This window comes from Actinoplanes sp. NPDC049598 (genome assembly GCF_040675435.1).
In the GTDB taxonomy this organism is placed as follows: Bacteria; Actinomycetota; Actinomycetes; order Mycobacteriales; family Micromonosporaceae; genus Actinoplanes.
Map to the genome: position 1 here is coordinate 70,128 of NZ_JBFAOX010000019.1, position 15,138 is coordinate 85,265.

General features: G+C 69.3%; 17 protein-coding genes. 10 read left to right on the top strand and 7 right to left on the bottom strand.

Features of this window, described 5'->3' with window-relative positions; all coding sequences use genetic code 11:
* Positions 1-2 precede the first annotated feature (2 nt).
* On the top strand, positions 3-938 hold the full coding sequence (locus tag AB0J66_RS34605; protein ID WP_364669899.1) for an alpha/beta hydrolase: 936 nt from the start codon (positions 3-5) through the stop codon (positions 936-938).
* A gap of 45 nt (positions 939-983) precedes the next feature.
* Here AB0J66_RS34605 and AB0J66_RS34610 read toward each other — a convergent pair whose 3' ends face one another.
* Positions 984-1,886, bottom strand: a complete 903-nt coding sequence (locus tag AB0J66_RS34610; protein ID WP_364669901.1) for an alpha/beta hydrolase — start codon at positions 1,884-1,886, stop codon at positions 984-986.
* Between AB0J66_RS34610 and AB0J66_RS34615 the strand changes: the two genes are divergently transcribed.
* The gene (locus tag AB0J66_RS34615; protein ID WP_364669903.1) at positions 1,885-2,418 is read left to right on the top strand and encodes a MarR family transcriptional regulator; all 534 of its coding nucleotides are present in this window, start codon (positions 1,885-1,887) and stop codon (positions 2,416-2,418) included. The two genes, AB0J66_RS34610 and AB0J66_RS34615, sit on opposite strands and share 2 nt — an antisense overlap.
* Positions 2,419-2,451: 33 nt before the next feature.
* On the opposite strand, the gene AB0J66_RS34620 is transcribed toward AB0J66_RS34615, so the two are convergent.
* Positions 2,452-3,399, bottom strand: a complete 948-nt coding sequence (locus AB0J66_RS34620) for a hypothetical protein (RefSeq protein WP_364669906.1) — start codon at positions 3,397-3,399, stop codon at positions 2,452-2,454.
* A 173-nt stretch (positions 3,400-3,572) separates the two neighbouring features.
* Between AB0J66_RS34620 and AB0J66_RS34625 the strand changes: the two genes are divergently transcribed.
* Positions 3,573-3,986, top strand: coding sequence for a response regulator (locus tag AB0J66_RS34625; protein WP_364669909.1), 414 nt, complete (start codon positions 3,573-3,575; stop codon positions 3,984-3,986).
* A gap of 15 nt (positions 3,987-4,001) precedes the next feature.
* On the opposite strand, the gene AB0J66_RS34630 is transcribed toward AB0J66_RS34625, so the two are convergent.
* Positions 4,002-5,675 (bottom strand): trehalase family glycosidase, encoded by a 1,674-nt coding sequence (locus AB0J66_RS34630; protein WP_364669912.1) that lies wholly within the window; start codon positions 5,673-5,675, stop codon positions 4,002-4,004.
* Positions 5,676-5,735: 60 nt separating this feature from the next.
* Between AB0J66_RS34630 and AB0J66_RS34635 the strand changes: the two genes are divergently transcribed.
* Positions 5,736-6,116, top strand: a complete 381-nt coding sequence (locus AB0J66_RS34635; protein ID WP_364669914.1) for a peptidase inhibitor family I36 protein — start codon at positions 5,736-5,738, stop codon at positions 6,114-6,116.
* Positions 6,117-6,251: 135 nt separating this feature from the next.
* Positions 6,252-7,067, top strand: a complete 816-nt coding sequence (locus AB0J66_RS34640) for an alpha/beta hydrolase (protein WP_364669917.1) — start codon at positions 6,252-6,254, stop codon at positions 7,065-7,067.
* A 6-nt stretch (positions 7,068-7,073) separates the two neighbouring features.
* Here the strand turns inward: AB0J66_RS34640 and AB0J66_RS34645 are convergent, their stop codons facing one another.
* On the bottom strand, positions 7,074-7,571 hold the full coding sequence (locus AB0J66_RS34645; RefSeq protein WP_364669920.1) for a DUF4188 domain-containing protein: 498 nt from the start codon (positions 7,569-7,571) through the stop codon (positions 7,074-7,076).
* Positions 7,572-7,648: 77 nt separating this feature from the next.
* On the opposite strand from AB0J66_RS34645, the gene AB0J66_RS34650 reads away from it, so the two are divergent.
* Positions 7,649-8,314 carry a MerR family transcriptional regulator gene (locus AB0J66_RS34650; RefSeq protein ID WP_364669923.1) on the top strand — a complete coding sequence of 222 codons (666 nt, stop codon included), beginning with the start codon at positions 7,649-7,651 and terminating at the stop codon, positions 8,312-8,314.
* Between the two features lie 66 nt (positions 8,315-8,380).
* Here AB0J66_RS34650 and AB0J66_RS34655 read toward each other — a convergent pair whose 3' ends face one another.
* Positions 8,381-10,534: an MMPL family transporter gene (locus AB0J66_RS34655; RefSeq protein ID WP_364669926.1), complete on the bottom strand. Its 2,154-nt coding sequence runs from the start codon at positions 10,532-10,534 to the stop codon at positions 8,381-8,383.
* A 173-nt stretch (positions 10,535-10,707) separates the two neighbouring features.
* Between AB0J66_RS34655 and AB0J66_RS34660 the strand changes: the two genes are divergently transcribed.
* Positions 10,708-11,856: an amidohydrolase family protein gene (locus tag AB0J66_RS34660; protein WP_364669928.1), complete on the top strand. Its 1,149-nt coding sequence runs from the start codon at positions 10,708-10,710 to the stop codon at positions 11,854-11,856.
* A 97-nt stretch (positions 11,857-11,953) separates the two neighbouring features.
* Here the strand turns inward: AB0J66_RS34660 and AB0J66_RS34665 are convergent, their stop codons facing one another.
* A complete protein-coding gene (locus AB0J66_RS34665; protein WP_364669930.1) occupies positions 11,954-12,397 on the bottom strand; it encodes an RDD family protein in 444 nt (147 codons plus the stop codon).
* A 22-nt stretch (positions 12,398-12,419) separates the two neighbouring features.
* Entirely contained in the window at positions 12,420-12,839 is a 420-nt protein-coding gene (locus AB0J66_RS34670) for a DUF2752 domain-containing protein (protein WP_364669933.1), read from the bottom strand.
* A gap of 162 nt (positions 12,840-13,001) precedes the next feature.
* Between AB0J66_RS34670 and AB0J66_RS34675 the strand changes: the two genes are divergently transcribed.
* Genes AB0J66_RS34675 through AB0J66_RS34685 form a run of 3 tightly spaced genes read left to right on the top strand, consistent with a single transcriptional unit; the run spans position 13,002 to position 15,134 of the window.
* The gene (locus AB0J66_RS34675) at positions 13,002-13,568 is read left to right on the top strand and encodes a DUF998 domain-containing protein (protein WP_364669936.1); all 567 of its coding nucleotides are present in this window, start codon (positions 13,002-13,004) and stop codon (positions 13,566-13,568) included.
* Positions 13,540-13,887 carry a YciI family protein gene (locus AB0J66_RS34680; protein ID WP_364669939.1) on the top strand — a complete coding sequence of 116 codons (348 nt, stop codon included), beginning with the start codon at positions 13,540-13,542 and terminating at the stop codon, positions 13,885-13,887. The genes AB0J66_RS34675 and AB0J66_RS34680 overlap by 29 nt, the downstream gene beginning before the upstream one ends.
* Positions 13,884-15,134, top strand: a complete 1,251-nt coding sequence (locus AB0J66_RS34685) for an RNA polymerase sigma factor (protein ID WP_364669941.1) — start codon at positions 13,884-13,886, stop codon at positions 15,132-15,134. The genes AB0J66_RS34680 and AB0J66_RS34685 overlap by 4 nt, the downstream gene beginning before the upstream one ends.
* Positions 15,135-15,138 lie beyond the last annotated feature (4 nt).

Here is a 15,138-nt window from a genome sequence, read left to right on the forward strand (position 1 = left end):
ACGTGACGAGGCGCGGATTCCTGGGTGCCGCCGCCGGTGCGGCCGCGCTGACCGCGGCGCCGGCGGCCGCCGGCCCGGGCCGCACGCCCCCTCGCGGGATCACCACTTTCGTGATGGTGACCGGGGCCAACGGCTCGGCCAGCGGCGACGCCGAGCTCACCCTGCGCGGCCACCGTACGGTCGGTGTCGAGCTGCCCGGGCACGGGGCCGCCGCCGGCCAGTTCCGCCGCTCCTACCAGGCCCCGCAGAACCTGACCGCCCTGGCCACCGAGCCCTCACCGATGGCCGGCATCACCCTCGACGACTACGTGGCGGCCACGGTGGCGGTGGTCCGCCGGGCGGCCCGGTTCGGCCCGGTCATCCTGTGGGGCGGCAGCATGGGCGGCGCCACGGTCAGCCGGGTCGCCAACGAGGTGCCCACGCTGATCAGCCGGTTGGTCTACAGCTCCGCCTTCTGCTGTGTCGACCTGCCGACCATGGGTCATTACCTGCAGACCCCCGAGGCCGCCGGCACCCTGATCCTCGAGCTGGGCGGCGCCTCCCTGGCCGACCCGGCGGTGATCGGCGCGACCCGCACCAACTTCCGCACCAACGACAAGGCCGTCCTGGCGAAGATGAAACGGGCCCTGTGCGCCGACGCCACCGACGCCGAGTTCATGACGATCCTCAACGCCTCCCACCCCGACGAGTCGGCGCAGATCCCGATCGCCGACGCCCGCGGCCACAAGGACACGTGGGGCACGATCCCGCGTACGTACATCCGGCACACCCGCGACCGGATGATCCCGTTGCCCCTGCAGAATCGTTTCATCGCCGAGGCCGACCGTCTGACACCCGACAACAAGTTCGACGTACGCTCGATCGCCACCTCCCACGCCGCCGACCAGGCCGGCTGGGCCGCCTCCGTCGAGATCCTCGACGACCTGGCCCGCCGCTGATCCCGGCCTGAGGCTCCTCGCGCTGCCACTCGTGACGGCGTCCCGCTATGTGGCCCGCAGATGCTGCGCGATGAACAGGGCGGCCCGGTCCAGGGCGAAGTCGGCCTCGTCGAGCCGGCCGATGAAGGACTGGAAGACGTGGGGCACGCCGGCGGTGACGTCGAGGGTCACGTCGACCTCGGCCTCGCGGGCCCGCTCGGCCAGCCGGACCGAGTCGTCCAGCAGCAGCTCGTTCGTGCCGACCTGGAGCAGAATCGGGGGGAAGCCGGTCAGGTCGGCGAGCACCGCGGGCGCCGCCAGCTCCTGATGTGGATCCTGCCCGCCGAGATACATCGCGCCCGTGTGAGCCATGCCTTCTTTGGTGAAGTACGGGTCGGTGCCCTGCTTGGTGTCCATCGACGCGCCGGACCGGGTGTGGTCGAGGCCGGGGGAGAACGCGACAAGCGCTCCCGGCAGCGGCAGGCCGGCGTTGCGGGCCGCGAGCGTGGTGGTGATCGTGAGGCCGCCGCCGGCCGAGTCGCCGGCGAACGCGATCGAGTCGGAGGCGGCGCCGTCGTCGAGCAGGGCGCGGTAAGCGGCGAGGCAGTCCTCGATGCCGGCCGGGAACGGGTGCTCGGGGGCGAGGCGGTAGTCGATGGAGATCGACCGCATGCCCGTGCGGTTGACCAGGCTCGCGGTGAGGCCCATCGCGGTCTCCGGCGAGCCGAGCGCGAACGAGCCGCCGTGGAAGTACAAGATCGTGCCGGGCCGGGTCACGCCGTCCTCCGGCTCGACCAGCACCGCCCGGCGACCGGCCAGCGTCAGCTCAGACGTACGCGCCGGTGGGACGGGGAACATCGCCATGAGCCGGACGAAGTCTTCCCGCATCTTCTCGACCGGCTGAGGTTCGGTGTCCTTGGGGCCCTTGCGCAGCATCGCGTCCAAGTCCGCTCGCTGTTGCCTACTCATGGTCGACGCCCTTCCGCAGCGTAAATTACATGCCGTGGAAGCCAATTTACCTGCCGCGGCATCTTCTTTGCCTGCGGAGTCGATCACACTCGCCGCAGTGTTCAGCCACCTCGTCCGCAGCGAGACGCGGCTCTACAACGGTCTGAACGACGTGCTGCGCCGGGAGCACGGCCTCGTAGCGTCGCAGTTCGAGTTCCTGAGATACCTGCGAGACCATCCTCGGTCACGGGTAGCGGACCTCGCGGAGTTTTACGCGATCGGCATCGGCGCGACCAGTAAGAGCGCGGGCCGGCTCGAGGACCGGGGATGGGTGCGGCGCGTACCGAATCCGGCCGACGGCCGTTCCCTGCTGCTCGAACTGACCCCGGCCGGCGCCGAACTCACCGAGGCCGCTGAGATCACGTTTCAGCGGTACCTGGTCCTGCGCATGGGCCGGAGCATCGATCCGGAGCAGCTGGAGGCGGTCGGCCGGACGCTCGGCCGTTTACGGGAAGACCTCGAACGCGACGGCGTCGGCATTCCCGTCGGCTGACCGACGGGAATGCCGGGACATCAGACGGTCCGGTCAGCAGACCTTGCGGAACTGGGCGCTCTGCACGTTCGCCTTGACCTGGCCCGATCCGGCCGTGCCGCTGTTGGACGCGTAGGCGAACAGCTTGACGTGCACCTCGGTGGGCGCGTCCAGGACGAGGAAGGTGGAGATCGCCAGCGTCGGGTCCTGGGTCAGGGTGTTGCTGTCCGACTTCGGGATCATCACGCCGCCCGCGGTGACGTTGTTGGTGAAGTCGGAGTTGATCGTCGCGCCCTTGACGACGGTCATCGTGCCGGTCAGGAAGACGCCGGAGGGCAGCCAGGTGTCGTTGTTGTTGAATCCGGTGAATCCGCCGATGACGCGGGCGTCGTAGGTGCCCGCCGGCAGGTTCACGCTGCCGAAGTCGGTGGCCCCGGCGCGGATGCTGCCGCCGACGTTGGTCAGCGTCTTGGTGCTGGGCTCGATCGTCGAGATCGTCGCGGTGCACGTCGGCGCCGGCGGGGTGGTCGTGGGCGTGGTGAACGACTGCAGCTGCAGGGTGAACCGCGTCCGGGCCGTGCTGCGGACGGTGAGCCGGCCCCGGCTGTCCAGCGCGACGTTGGCGGTGCCGGAGGCGTTCTGGCCCCGCCGGAAGCTGACGGTGGCGGGCCCGCTCGGCCGGTTGCTGCTGGAGACCGTCAGGCTGCCCGACGACGACGGGTTGACGCTGGTGATCTTGACGACCGCGGCGGTGGCGTTCGACGGCACCGCGGTACCCGAGAAGCTCCGGCCGGCGACCTGGATCGTCGCGGACTCACCGCTGCCCAGCCAATTGCCGGGAGGGGCGACGATGTACGGGTTCGAGGGCGTCGGCGTGGTGTCCGCGTTGGCGACGCCGACCGCGGCGACACCACCACCGGCGACGACGGCGACAACGGTGGCGGTGATGGCGAACCGCCTCGTCCTGACCCGCTTGGCCAGCGTGCTTGTGCTCTCGTTCATGGGGGGAATTCCTCTTCCGGTTCTCGCGCGGACCGGTCGGCTGACCGGCCGCTCTTCCCCTGCACAACGCCCGCGGCGCCCACCCGGACGCGCGCCGGCCGGTCGAAGTGGCTGAAACCGGACTTCGGGTGCGGGTGTGCCGCTACCGTGAGTGGCGGCGAAGGGAGCGTCGTGTGTCAACACCGCCATGGTCGTCCAAGCCGGTTGTGCTGGTCGTCGACGATGAGCCGGACATCCGCGAGACCATGACCTTGATGCTGCAGTCGCGCGGCTTCGACGTCGTGACCGCCGCGGGCCCGGACGAAGCGATGACGATCTGTCAGCAACGCGACGGCCGGATCGACGCGCTGGTGGCGGATCTGTCGTTGCCGGGTGACCTCAACGGCGACCTGGCTCGCCGGGTCACAGCGGCCTATCCGCACGTCAAGGTGCTTTTCGCCACCGGCGTGCCGCGCAACATCGCGCTGGCCACCGGCCTGGTCGACCCCGCTGCGCCTTACCTCCAGAAGCCGGTCGACGCCCACACGCTCGCTGCTTCTCTGCACGGTCTCCTGACTGCGCGGCCGGGGCCGTCGGGTAGGTCCTGAGCGCTCAACCTGGGCTTACGTGCCGGCCAGCATGAGGTAGGCGGCGGCGGTCCAGGTGTACGCGCGATCGCGCAGCCCCGCCCCGGTCTGCGCGTCGAAGTTCTCCGCGAAACCCGACTTCTCGCAGAGGGACAGGAAACGTCGCCGGACGGTGTCGGCGAGCTCGGTGAAACCGGCGCGGCGCAAACCGTCCTCGATGAGTACGGTCGACGGCGCCCAGATCGGTCCCCGCCAATAACCGTCGGCGGTGTAGAGCGGTGAGTCCGGCGACTCGGTGGCGAGCCCGTGCCCGGTCAGGTGGCGCTCGATGCCGGCGGCCAGTGCGGCGGCGACCTCGTCGGGCAGATCCTCACCGAGGACGATCGGCATGAGGTCGAGCAGGCTGGCGCTCGCGTGCACCCGCCCGGAGATCGCGGCCCGGGCCACGAACCGCGAGTCCTGCCACAGTTCGCTCACCAGGGCGTCACGGAGCGTACCGGCGGTCTCCCGCCAGTGCCGGGCGTCGTCGGCGCGTCCGAGGTCATCGGCGAGAACGGCCAGCTCCCGCAGCTGGAGCACCAGGAAGGCGGCCAGGTCGGCGGTCTCGACGACGCGGTCGCTGTCGAAGGTGGTGGCGTTGTCCCAGCCACTGTCGTTGCCGTGCTGATAATGCGGGAGGGCCCGGCCCGGCGCCCGGCGCTGCTCGAGCCAATACCGGGTCCAGGCGACGAGCCGGCCGTACGCCTCCTCGAGCTGCCCCTGCCCCAGCCGCAGCCGTTCGCGCAGCCGGCGGAGAGCCCAGCCGTGGATCGGCGGTTTGACGAAGTTGTAGAGCACCTCGGAATGGGTGACCGAATCCGGCAGCGCCCCGCCCTCGTCCTGATGGTCGAAGGGCAGTGCGTACTGGTGCCAGGCCAGGGCCGGATCACCGTCGGCCAGGGCGAGCGCGTTGAAGCAGTGATCCCAGCTCCAGATCTTGTCCATCCAGTGCTTGGACATCAGCACACCCGGGCGGGTCAGGAAACCCGCCGGGTCGACCGTGGCCGACCAGAGCACGTACGCCGCCGGCTCGGCCGCCGGGGTGCCGGCGCTGCGCCACGGCGCCACGGCGTCGAGGAAGGCAGCGAACTGACGAGCCGCCGCATCGGCCGTCTCGTCGAACGGCGGGGGAGCGGCCAACGGCGCCCGCCCGGTCGCGAACTCCTCGATCGCGATCTCCCAGGGCTCGTCGCCGGGAAAGGTGAGATGGCGGTCGCCGGCGCCGAGGAGCTCGACGCCGGCCGCCTCGACAGGAGGCCCGGCCAGCTGGGTGATCCGGTAGCGGCGCCCGGTCTCGTACGAGGTGAGCACGTGCGCGCCCGAGACCGGATCGCGGAAGAGGTAGCCGCCGCTGAACGGGGTCAGCGTGCCGGCGGTGACGGCGAGGCGCAGCCCGAGGCCGTCGCCCCGCACCCGGACGGTGTCCGCGCTCTGGAAGGCGAGCTCGATCCGCCCGGCGTCGTGCTGCCAGGTCAGCCGGGACGGCGTGGCGACGATCCGGGTCTCGGCGCGTTCCCCGGCCCGCCACGGCACGATCCGGAGCACGGCGTGCAGGCCGGTCTGGTGGGAGACGAGGTGCAGGTCGTCGGCGTACGTGTTCTCGGCGATGACCGGCGAGATGTCGAGCCAGGAACCGCGATACGAGAATGGGACCTCGTTGATGGAGGACATCGCTCCCGCCTTTCCGCCGAATCGCCGCCCGGGTTGACGCTACAGCGCCCTCTTCAGTCCGTGGTGGGGCTGACGCTGGTGGCGCCGGCGAGCGCCCAGGCCAGCCGGAGCCAATGCCAGTCGGGACAGATCTGCCTGTTCGAGAACGAGAACTTCACCGGCGGAATCTTCCGTATCTCCGGCGGATGCGACAGGGACCTCGGCGACAACTACTTCGACAACGGAACCCGGGTGGTCGACCGAGCCTCATCGGTCATCAACAACACCGGTTCGGCCGTCTTCATGTCCGAGTTTCCCGACCCCTACCGCTACACGGGATACGAACTAGGCGTCTCCGGCCACAGCTCGTTCTCCAGCCTGCGCAACGTCAAGGTGCTCAACTACCGCAACGGCAAGTTCGAGTACGTCAACCTGAACGACAACGCGTCCGCCCTCTGCTGAACGGTGCGGCCGCCGGTGCGCGCCACCGGCGGCCATACCGTAATTGCACCGATGGCAGCAGCTTGCGGCGCGGGCAGAGTGAGGTCACCGGGTGCGGGAAGGCCCGCATTCACAAGTGACCAGGGGGCTGTTCCGATGTCGATCCTCAAGAAACTCGGCCGGTTGGCGCCGGCCGTTGTGCTGGCCGTGTCATTGTTCGCGCCGGCGCCGGCGAGCGCCGCGTCGCCGCCGGTGAAGGCACACGCGAAACCGACAGTGGTGCTGGTGCACGGCGCGTGGGCGGATGCCTCCGGCTGGGACGGCGTGACCGCCCGGCTGCTCGACAAGGGCTACAGCGTGATCGCGCCGGCCAATCCGCTGCGCGGGGTCGCCGAGGACAGCGCCTACCTGAAGGACTTCCTGTCGACGATCAGCGGGCCGATCGTGCTGGTCGGCCACTCGTACGGCGGTGCGGTGATCACCAACGCGGCCACCGGCAACAAGAACGTCAAGTCGCTGGTCTACATCTCCGCCTACGCCACCGAGCGGGGTGAGACGATCGCCGAGGCCGGAGCGCTGGCCGGCGGCGACAACTCGCTGCTCGTCTCGCACCTCGTGCAACGTCCCTACCCGAACGACGCCGGGCAGGTCGACACCACCATCGACCCGGCGTGGTTCCCCCGGTTGTTCGCCGCGGACGCCCCGCTCAGCAAGACCAAACTGATGGCCACCCAGCAGCGAGGGCTGTCCACTGCGGCCTTCGCGGGCCGGACGGGCGTACCGGCTTGGAAGACCATCCCGGCGTACTTCCTGGTCGCCCTGGACGACCTGGCCATTCCGCCCGCCGCCGGAAAGGCCATGGCCGCCCGGGCCGCCAAGGGACGCACTGTGATGATCCACAGTTCGCACGCGGCGATGCTGGCTCACCCGGACGCGGTCACCAGCCTGATCCTGCGGGCCGCACGGTCCTGACCGGCATCAGCTTGATCCGCTACCGGCCGCGTTGGCCGCCCGGCGGTCGACCGCGGTCCGGGTGCCCCGGTTCAGCGGCACCGGGCGGCCCGCGGCGCCCAGCCCGAACGCCGGCATGTTCCCGTAGAACACCTCGAACGTGCCGTCACGGACGACGTACGTCTCGTGCCAGATCCCGACGTCGCCGCTGTCGCCGACGGCCTTGTTCCATCGCTTCCAGGCCGGCCGATGCGGCAGCCGCGCGTCCTTGGCGAACTCCTCGAGCTGCTCGACGCTGCGCCAGTACTGCACCAGGAGCGGGCCGCGGGGCCCCACCCAGGCGGTGAAGTGCAGCAGGCCGAGCTCCTTGCGCCGGATCAGCTCGCGGAGCATCGGCGCCATGGCCATCGAGACCGGCACCCACTTGTGCAGCTTCCACCACTTGTTGATCCGCATCCCGATGAGGAAGACCACGAAGTCGCCCTCCATCTCGGCGGTGGCGTAGCCCGGTACGACCTTGCTCATGAGCCCTCCCGGAGTGGATAGTTCTGCTATCCGCTAAGGATAGCTAAACTATCTGCTCCGAAGGGCGGTGATCGCAAGTGCGTATCGGCGAATTGAGCCGGCAGAGCGGTGTCCCCATCCCGACCATCAAGTACTACCTGCGGGAACGCCTCCTGGCCCCGGGCGCCGCGACCGCCGCCAACCAGGCCGACTACGGTGACGAGCACCTGCGCCGCCTCAAGCTGATCCGCGCCCTGATCGACGTCGGCGGCGTCTCGGTGGCCGGCGCCCGTGAGGTGATCGACGCCCTGAGCCGCGACGCCGACGACCCGATGTCCCAGCTCGGCCAGGCCCAGATCGCGATCTCGCCGCGGCACCACCCCGACCGCTCGACCCAGGAGTGGGCCGAGACCCGAGACCGCGTACTGCAGCTGATCAACGACCGCGGCTGGGCGATCCACCCGGAATCGCCGGCCGTGGACCAGGTGGCCGATGCGCTGGCCGCGCTGACCTCACTCCACGTCACCGAACTGCTCGACAACCTCGACCGCTACGCCGACGCGGCGGCAACCCTGGCCGCGCTGGACATCGAGGCCACACTGAACCGCCCGGCCGCGACCGACCGCCTGGAGCTGGTGGTGCTGGGCACCGTGCTGGGCGAGGCGCTGTTCGCGGCGTTGCGGATGCTGGCCCATCAGCATGAGAGCTACCAACAGCTGACCAGAGGGAAGACCCGGTCCCAGCCTCCGCCCGGCCGGCCGTGAGTGCCTTACGGAGTCGACCCGGGACGGGCCGGCTGCCCGTCCCGGGTCTCGTCCGTGCCGGCGCGTTCACCGTTGCAGTACGGGCTCCTGGTCGTCGGCGAGCGAGTGCCGCCCTGTCGGCGGCGTCTCCGCCGCCGGCCGGGACAGCCGGCCGGGCCACCAGATCCGGCGGCCGGTCAGCAGGGTGAGGGCGGGCACCAGCACCGACCGCACCAGCAGGGCGTCGAGCAGCACACCGAAGGCGACCAGGAACCCGAGCTCGACCAGCATCACCAGCGGAAGTGAGACGAGGACCGCGAACGTGGCCGCCAGGACCAGGCCGGCCGAGGTGATGACGCCGCCGGTGGCGGAGAGGGCTTTGAGAATGCCGTCTCTGGTGCCGAGGCGTACGGTCTCCTGCCGGGCCCGGTGGGTCAGGAAGATGTTGTAGTCGACGCCGAGCGCCACCAGGAACATGAAAGCCAGCAGCGGCACCGAGTAGTCGATGCCCTTGAACCCGAGGATCGTGTCGAAGACGAACACGCTGCCGCCGAAGGCCGCGGCGAACGAGACGATCACGGTGGCCATCAGGACCAGCGGGGCCGCGATGGCGCGCAGCAGCAGCCCGAGGATGATCAGGACGACGGCGAGCACCAGCGGGATCACCACCTTCTGGTCGCGCCTGGTGGTCACGTCAGTGTCGAGGTGCTCCGCGCTCGGCCCGCCGACGATCGCGTCCGCCCCGTTCACCGCGTGCACGGCGGTGCGTACGCGCCTGATCGTGTCGTACTCCGCTGTGGTGTCCGGCGCGTCCTTCGGGAACACGGAGATGTCGACCCAGCCCCCCTTGGTCTCACCCGTTTCGACCTGTGCCACGCCGGGGGTGTGCTTGACGACGTCAAGAACCTGCTTCTGGTGCGCCGCCCGCGTGAAGACCGTCATCGGCTGGCCCCCGAGCTCCGGGAAGTGCTCGCGCAGAACGGTGAAGCCGGTGACCGATTCCGGCGTGGACAGGAACTGGTCCTGCTCCCGCAGGATGCTGGTGTTGCCCGTCAGCCCGACGGTGAGCACGCCGAGGACTCCCAGCGAAGCGAGCGTCGCCACCCACCGGCGGCGGCTGATGGCGGCGCCGAGGCGTACCCACAGCCCTGGCTTCTGCTGCGCGGCCGTGCCGAAGCGTGGGATGGCCGGCCAGAAGATCCGCCGGCCGAGCACCACGAGCATCGCCGGGAACAGGGTCAGCATGGCCACCAGGGCGCACAGGATGCCGGCCGCACCGATCGGGCCCAGCCCGCGGGTTTCGTTCAGGTCCGCGGCGAGCAGGCAGAGCAGGCCGGCGATGACAGTGGCCGCAGATGCGACGATGGCCGGCGCCGCGCCGCGTAGGGCGTGGAACATCGCGACTCGGACGTTTTCGTGCTGGTGCAGTGCCTCCCGATATCGGGCGATGAGCAACAGCGCGTAGTCCGTGCCGACGCCGAACACCAGAATCGTCAACAGCGCCGAGTTCTGGCTGTTGATCACGAGGCCGAGGCCCTTGACGAGCAGGTAGACGGTCGCCATCGAGGTCAGCGCGGCCACACCCACCGCCACCAGCGGAACGAACCACAACACCGGGCTGCGGTAGGTGAGGATGAGCAGGATGGTGACGACGATGACGGTGGTCAGGAAGACCTGCACGTCGATGCCGTCGAAGACAGCGTCCATATCGGCGTCGATTCCGGCCGGGCCGGTCACGTCGAGGTCCAGGCCGGCGGGGCGGTCCTTCGCGGTGTCACGCATCGGGCCGATGAGGGCCGCCGGTTCGCCGTAGCTCGTGCTGACGTTGAGGGTGAACATCATCGCCTGGCCGTCGTTGGAGATCTGCGCCGGCGGGCCCTCGTCGTTCTCGCCGGCCGGCGGCGTCACCTTCGGCGGGTACCGCGTGGCCAAGGTGTTGTGATGACGCTCGACCGCCGCACGGTCGTCGGCGGTGACACCGCCGGCACGGTGGTACACGAAGACGAACGTGTTCTCCTCACCACCGGGAAGCTTGTCCTCCAGCGCCGCCACCTTGGTGGAGTCGGCACTGGCGGGCAGGGCGTCCACGGCGCTGTCTTTGGTCACCGAGCCCAGCTTCCCGCTCAGCGGCACCATGACCGCCGCCAGCGCCACCCACAAGCCGATCACCAGCCACGGTACCCACCGGCTGGCCAGCCGGCGGGGCGGCGTTTCCTTGGTCGGCGCTTCGTTGACTGCCATCTTTCCTCCTGCGTGAGCGTTACCTCGCTTGTCCGACGCCGACTTCGTACCGAGTGAATCTGAGACGATCATTAATGTGCCGCTCAGACCGGCCTGAGAATTTCTAACGTTCGTCTCAGATTCACCAGGTACGAATTCGGTGTCAGATCACATACACCGGAAGAGAGATTGACATGAACTCGATGGGACGCCGTAGCTTCCTGGCCGCAGCCACGGCACTCGGTATCGGCGCCGGCGTGTCCACGCATGCGATCGCCTCGGCCGTAAGCGACGACAAGACCCCGGAAAAGGCTCCGGATCAGAACGCGGACATCTACCAGCGAGACCGGGACCTGACCTTCATCGGTGCGGAAGAGACATTTTCAACTCCCGAGCTGTTGAAGCTGAACTCCATCAATGCGGATCATGTCGCGTTCCTCACGGAGATCGGTCTTGCTGACCTAGGGCAACGCCGCATCGGCGACATGGACGCGGGGGGACTCAACGTCCAAATCCTTTCTGCTCATACCCCGTCCGTGCAAAATGTCCCCGGGAAGAAGGGCATCGACTTCGCCCATCGCCTCAACCGGCTGCTTGCCGAAGGGCCGATCGCCAAATATCCGGGCCGTTTCAAGGCTTTCGCCACCCTGCCCCTGCAGAGCCCGGAAGCGGCGGCGGACGAACTGGAACGCTCGGTCAAGGAAGATGGCTTCCTGGGCGCACTTACCAACGGGCACATCACGAAGAGGTATCTCGATCATCCCGATTTCGAGCCGGTGTTGGCACGTGCCGTTGCGCTCGATGTGCCGATCTACCTGCACCCCGGCTATCCAGCGGACGAGATCTTCAAGATCCTTTACGACACCACGCGGTCTGCGTACACGAAAGAGTTCCAGCCCTACATTTTCAGTGGATCCGGATACGGCTGGCACCAGGAGGTGCTGACCCAATGCATTCGGATGATCACGTACGGGGTCTTCGACAGATTTCCCAAACTGAAGATCATCATCGGCCACATGGGCGAAGGTCTTCCCTTCTACCACGAGCGGATCGTCAATGACATGGGCGAGCCGACCGAAAGCTCGCTCAAGAAGCCCTTCGGGCAATACTTCCAGGACAACTTCTGGATCACCACCAGCGCATTCCCCCAGACGCATCTGCTCACGCTCCTGCTGAAGCACATAAGCGTGGATCGAGTGATGTTCGCAACCGACTATCCGTTCGCGGACATCAAGGAGCAGACCGACTGGTTCCGTGGAGTTGATCTGCCACGCGCGGACAAGGAAAAGATTGCGTTCCGAAACGCGGAGAAACTGTTCAAAATGAAGGCACCCGTCAAGTGACGCGCCGGCATCGGCAGCAGTGGCGACCGTCCTGAGATCCCAGCGCGCCGCCGCGTACGGCTCGAGGCCCCGAAGGCCCGAGCCGTACGCGATCACATCAGCTGACGACGAGGGTTTTGACGATCTTGTCGGAGATGGTCTGCTTCTTGGCGTCCCACAGGGGGAACAGGAAGCCGATGTAGCAGATGACCGCGTCGACGAAGTGGGCCAGGTCGCGGGCGAAGGCGAGGCCGGCGCCGATCGGCTGGCCGGTCTGCTCGCCGACCAGGCGCAGGCCGAGGGCCTTCTTGCCCCAGCTTTGGCCGGTCTTGCCGGCCTGGAACCAGCGGTTGTAGCCGGTGACGGCGAGCCCGAGCAGGGCGAAGACGAAGTAGAGGGCGTTCACGCCGTCGTCTCCCATGCCGAGCAGGGCGGCGAGGATCGAGAACGGTGCGACGCAGAGGGCATCGATGAGGTACGCGCCGACGCGCTGGATCCAGCTGGCGTAGGTGACCGCCGGAGCGGGGGCGTATCCGGGAGTTCCGGGCTGCGGATATGTCATTTCGGGTTCCTTCGGTGGTGGCTCAGGAGATGTCGAGCCGATGGAGTTGATACAGCCAGCTCGCGAACGCGAGCAGGAGGGCGAACCACCCCGTCAGCCGCCGGCGGGCCACCGGCCAGGGCTGGGGTGGTCGAATGAGGGCCGTCGCCCGCAGCGCGATGAGCGGGCCGACAGCAAGGGCCGGCACGGCGAGCAGCAGGATCGCGGGATTGGCCGCGCATGCCGTGTGCAGGTCGCCATGGACCAGAGCGATGGCCGCGGTAGTCAATCCACATGCCGGGCACGGGATGCCGGTCAGGGTCCGCAGCGGACACGGCAATCCCAGCCCGGTCCGGCTCGTCACGGCAGGCCACGCGGTCGCAGCGACAGCGGCGAGGACGCCGAAACCGCCGATGCGTTCGGGCACCGACAGCTCACGGCCTAGCTGCTTCAGAGGAACCACGCGCCGGAGCATAGATGATCATGCAGGTGGTGGCGCTACCCCGTTCGGCCGATGTCGGCCGGTCCTCGAAGAAACTTTTGGCGGCCATGTCGATTCGGGTGGTTCCCGTTCGAGAGAGGAGATGACGGGCCGGTCGGCGGCCCCGCCGAAGGAGACGACCGCATGAGACGCGCGTTAGTGATAGCCGGACCGCTGTACGTGGTGGTGTCGCTGATCGAGGTGGTGACCCGCGACGGTTTCGATCCCACCCGGCACGCCTGGAGCGTGCTGGCCAACGGCGAGCACGGCTGGATCCACACCGTGACCCTGATCGTCAGCGGGATCCTCACCGTGCTCGGGGCGGCGGCCCTGCGCAACCGCTGGATCGTGGTCTACGGGCTGGGCCTGATCGGCGCCGGCCTCTTCCGGGCCGATGCGGGGCGGGGCTTCCCACCCGGCACGCCCGAGACCGTGCCGGTCAGCTGGCACGGGACGCTGCACTTCGTGGTCAGCGGCATCGGCTTCGTCGCCCTGGTCGTGGCCTGCCTGCGGAGCCGGCGCCACATGCTGTTCTCCCGGATCACCGGGGTCGCCTTCCTGGTCACTTTCGTGGCGATGGCGGCCACCGGGGGAGCGGCCTGGTCCCTGCTGGGGTTCACCGCCGCGGTGATCCTGGCATCCTGCTGGCTGAGTGTGATCGCGACCGAGAAGGAGAAGGCCCATGCGGTACCTGACTTTGCTGCGCGCTAAGCCGTCCACTACCCCGCCGCCGCCGGAGCTGATGGCCGCGATCATGGCGTTGGGCGAGGACGCCACCAAGGCCGGCGCCCTGCTCGACACGGCCGGGCTGGAGCCCAGCGCCACCGGCGCCCGGGTGGCCCTGACCGCCGGCGAGCTGGCCGCGACCGACGGGCCGTTCGCCGAGTCGAAGGAGGTCATCAGCTACGCGATCTACGAGGTGGCCTCGAAGCAGGAGGCCGTCGAGTGGGCGTCGCGCTTCCTGCGCGCGCACCGGGATCTGTGGCCGGGCTGGGAAGGCGAGGTCGACGTCCTCAAACTGTTCGGATGAGCGTGAGCGACGCCCGGCGTGTCCTGGAAGCGGTGTGGCGGATCGAGTCGGCCCGGCTGGTCGCGGGCCTGGCCCGGCTGGTCCGCGATGTCGGCCTGGCCGAGGAGCTGGCCCAGGACACGCTGGTCATCGCCCTGGAGCAGTGGCAGCGCGACGGTGTGCCGGACGACCCCGGCCCCTGGCTGCGGGCCACCGCGCGGCACCGCGCCATCGACGTGCTCCGGCGGCGCCGGAAGTACGCCGAGAAGCTGGCCCTGCTGAGCCGGGACGCGGAGTGGCGCGAGGACGGCGTCGAGGACGAGCTGGACGATCACATCGGCGACGACCTGCTCCGGCTCATCTTCACCGCGGCTCACCCGGCGCTGTCGGCCGAGAGCCAGATCGCGCTGACCCTGCGCCTGCTGGGCGGCCTGAGCACCGCCGAGATCGCCCGTGCGTTCCTGATCCCCGAGCCGACCGCCGCCCAGCGCATCGTCCGGGCCAAGCGGACCCTGGCCGCGGCCGGCGTGCGCTTCGAGATGCCCACCCCGGCCGAGACCGCCGAGCGCCTCGGCACGGTGCTCAGCGTCCTCTACCTGATCTTCAACGAGGGCTACTCGGCCACGAGCGGCGCCGACTGGACGCAACCGGCCCTCTGCCGCGAGGCCATGCGGCTCGGCCGGGTCCTGGCCGGCCTGCTCCCGGGCGAGGCCGAGGTGCACGGCCTGGTCGCGCTCATGGAGCTGCAGGCCTCCCGGCTGCCGGCCCGCACCGGCGCCGGCGGCCGGCCGGTGCTGCTCGGCGACCAGGACCGCCTCCGCTGGGACCGGTTGCTGATCCGCCGCGGCCTGGCCGCGCTCGACCGGGCCGAGGGGCTCGGCGGCGGCCCGTACACCCTGCAGGCCGCCATCGCCGCCTGCCATGCGCGCGCCCACCGGGCGCAGGACACCGACTGGACCCGGATCGCCGCCCTCTACGAGGTTCTGGCCTACCTGCGCCCGACCCCGGTGGTGCGGCTCAACCAGGCCGTGGCGGTCGGCAAGGCCGGCAACCCCGCACGCGCCCTCACGATCGTCGACGCGCTTCCGGCGATGCGCGATTACCCCCAACTTCCGGCCGTACGCGGTGAGCTGCTCTTCTTGCTCGGACGGCCGGCCGAGGCGCGGGCCGAGTACGCGCGGGCCGCTGCGATGACCCGCAACGAGAGCGAACGCGAGCTCTACTCCCGGGCCGCCTTCTCGAAGAGTGGGAACGGCCGCCCCGGCTGAACCG

Excerpts from the sequence above, each read along its gene's own strand:
- AB0J66_RS34665 (WP_364669930.1), bottom strand. The coding sequence starts at position 12,397 with ATGACATATCCGCAGCCCGGAACTCCCGGATACGCCCCCGCTCCGGCG.
- AB0J66_RS34645 (WP_364669920.1), bottom strand. The coding sequence starts at position 7,571 with ATGAGCAAGGTCGTACCGGGCTACGCCACCGCCGAGATGGAGGGCGAC.
- AB0J66_RS34610 (WP_364669901.1), bottom strand. The coding sequence starts at position 1,886 with ATGAGTAGGCAACAGCGAGCGGACTTGGACGCGATGCTGCGCAAGGGC.
- AB0J66_RS34615 (WP_364669903.1), top strand. The coding sequence starts at position 1,885 with ATGGTCGACGCCCTTCCGCAGCGTAAATTACATGCCGTGGAAGCCAAT.
- AB0J66_RS34680 (WP_364669939.1), top strand. The coding sequence starts at position 13,540 with ATGCGGTACCTGACTTTGCTGCGCGCTAAGCCGTCCACTACCCCGCCG.
- AB0J66_RS34630 (WP_364669912.1), bottom strand. The coding sequence starts at position 5,675 with ATGTCCTCCATCAACGAGGTCCCATTCTCGTATCGCGGTTCCTGGCTC.
- AB0J66_RS34675 (WP_364669936.1), top strand. The coding sequence starts at position 13,002 with ATGAGACGCGCGTTAGTGATAGCCGGACCGCTGTACGTGGTGGTGTCG.
- AB0J66_RS34660 (WP_364669928.1), top strand. The coding sequence starts at position 10,708 with ATGAACTCGATGGGACGCCGTAGCTTCCTGGCCGCAGCCACGGCACTC.
- AB0J66_RS34640 (WP_364669917.1), top strand. The coding sequence starts at position 6,252 with ATGTCGATCCTCAAGAAACTCGGCCGGTTGGCGCCGGCCGTTGTGCTG.
- AB0J66_RS34685 (WP_364669941.1), top strand. The coding sequence starts at position 13,884 with ATGAGCGTGAGCGACGCCCGGCGTGTCCTGGAAGCGGTGTGGCGGATC.
- AB0J66_RS34655 (WP_364669926.1), bottom strand. The coding sequence starts at position 10,534 with ATGGCAGTCAACGAAGCGCCGACCAAGGAAACGCCGCCCCGCCGGCTG.
- AB0J66_RS34620 (WP_364669906.1), bottom strand. The coding sequence starts at position 3,399 with ATGAACGAGAGCACAAGCACGCTGGCCAAGCGGGTCAGGACGAGGCGG.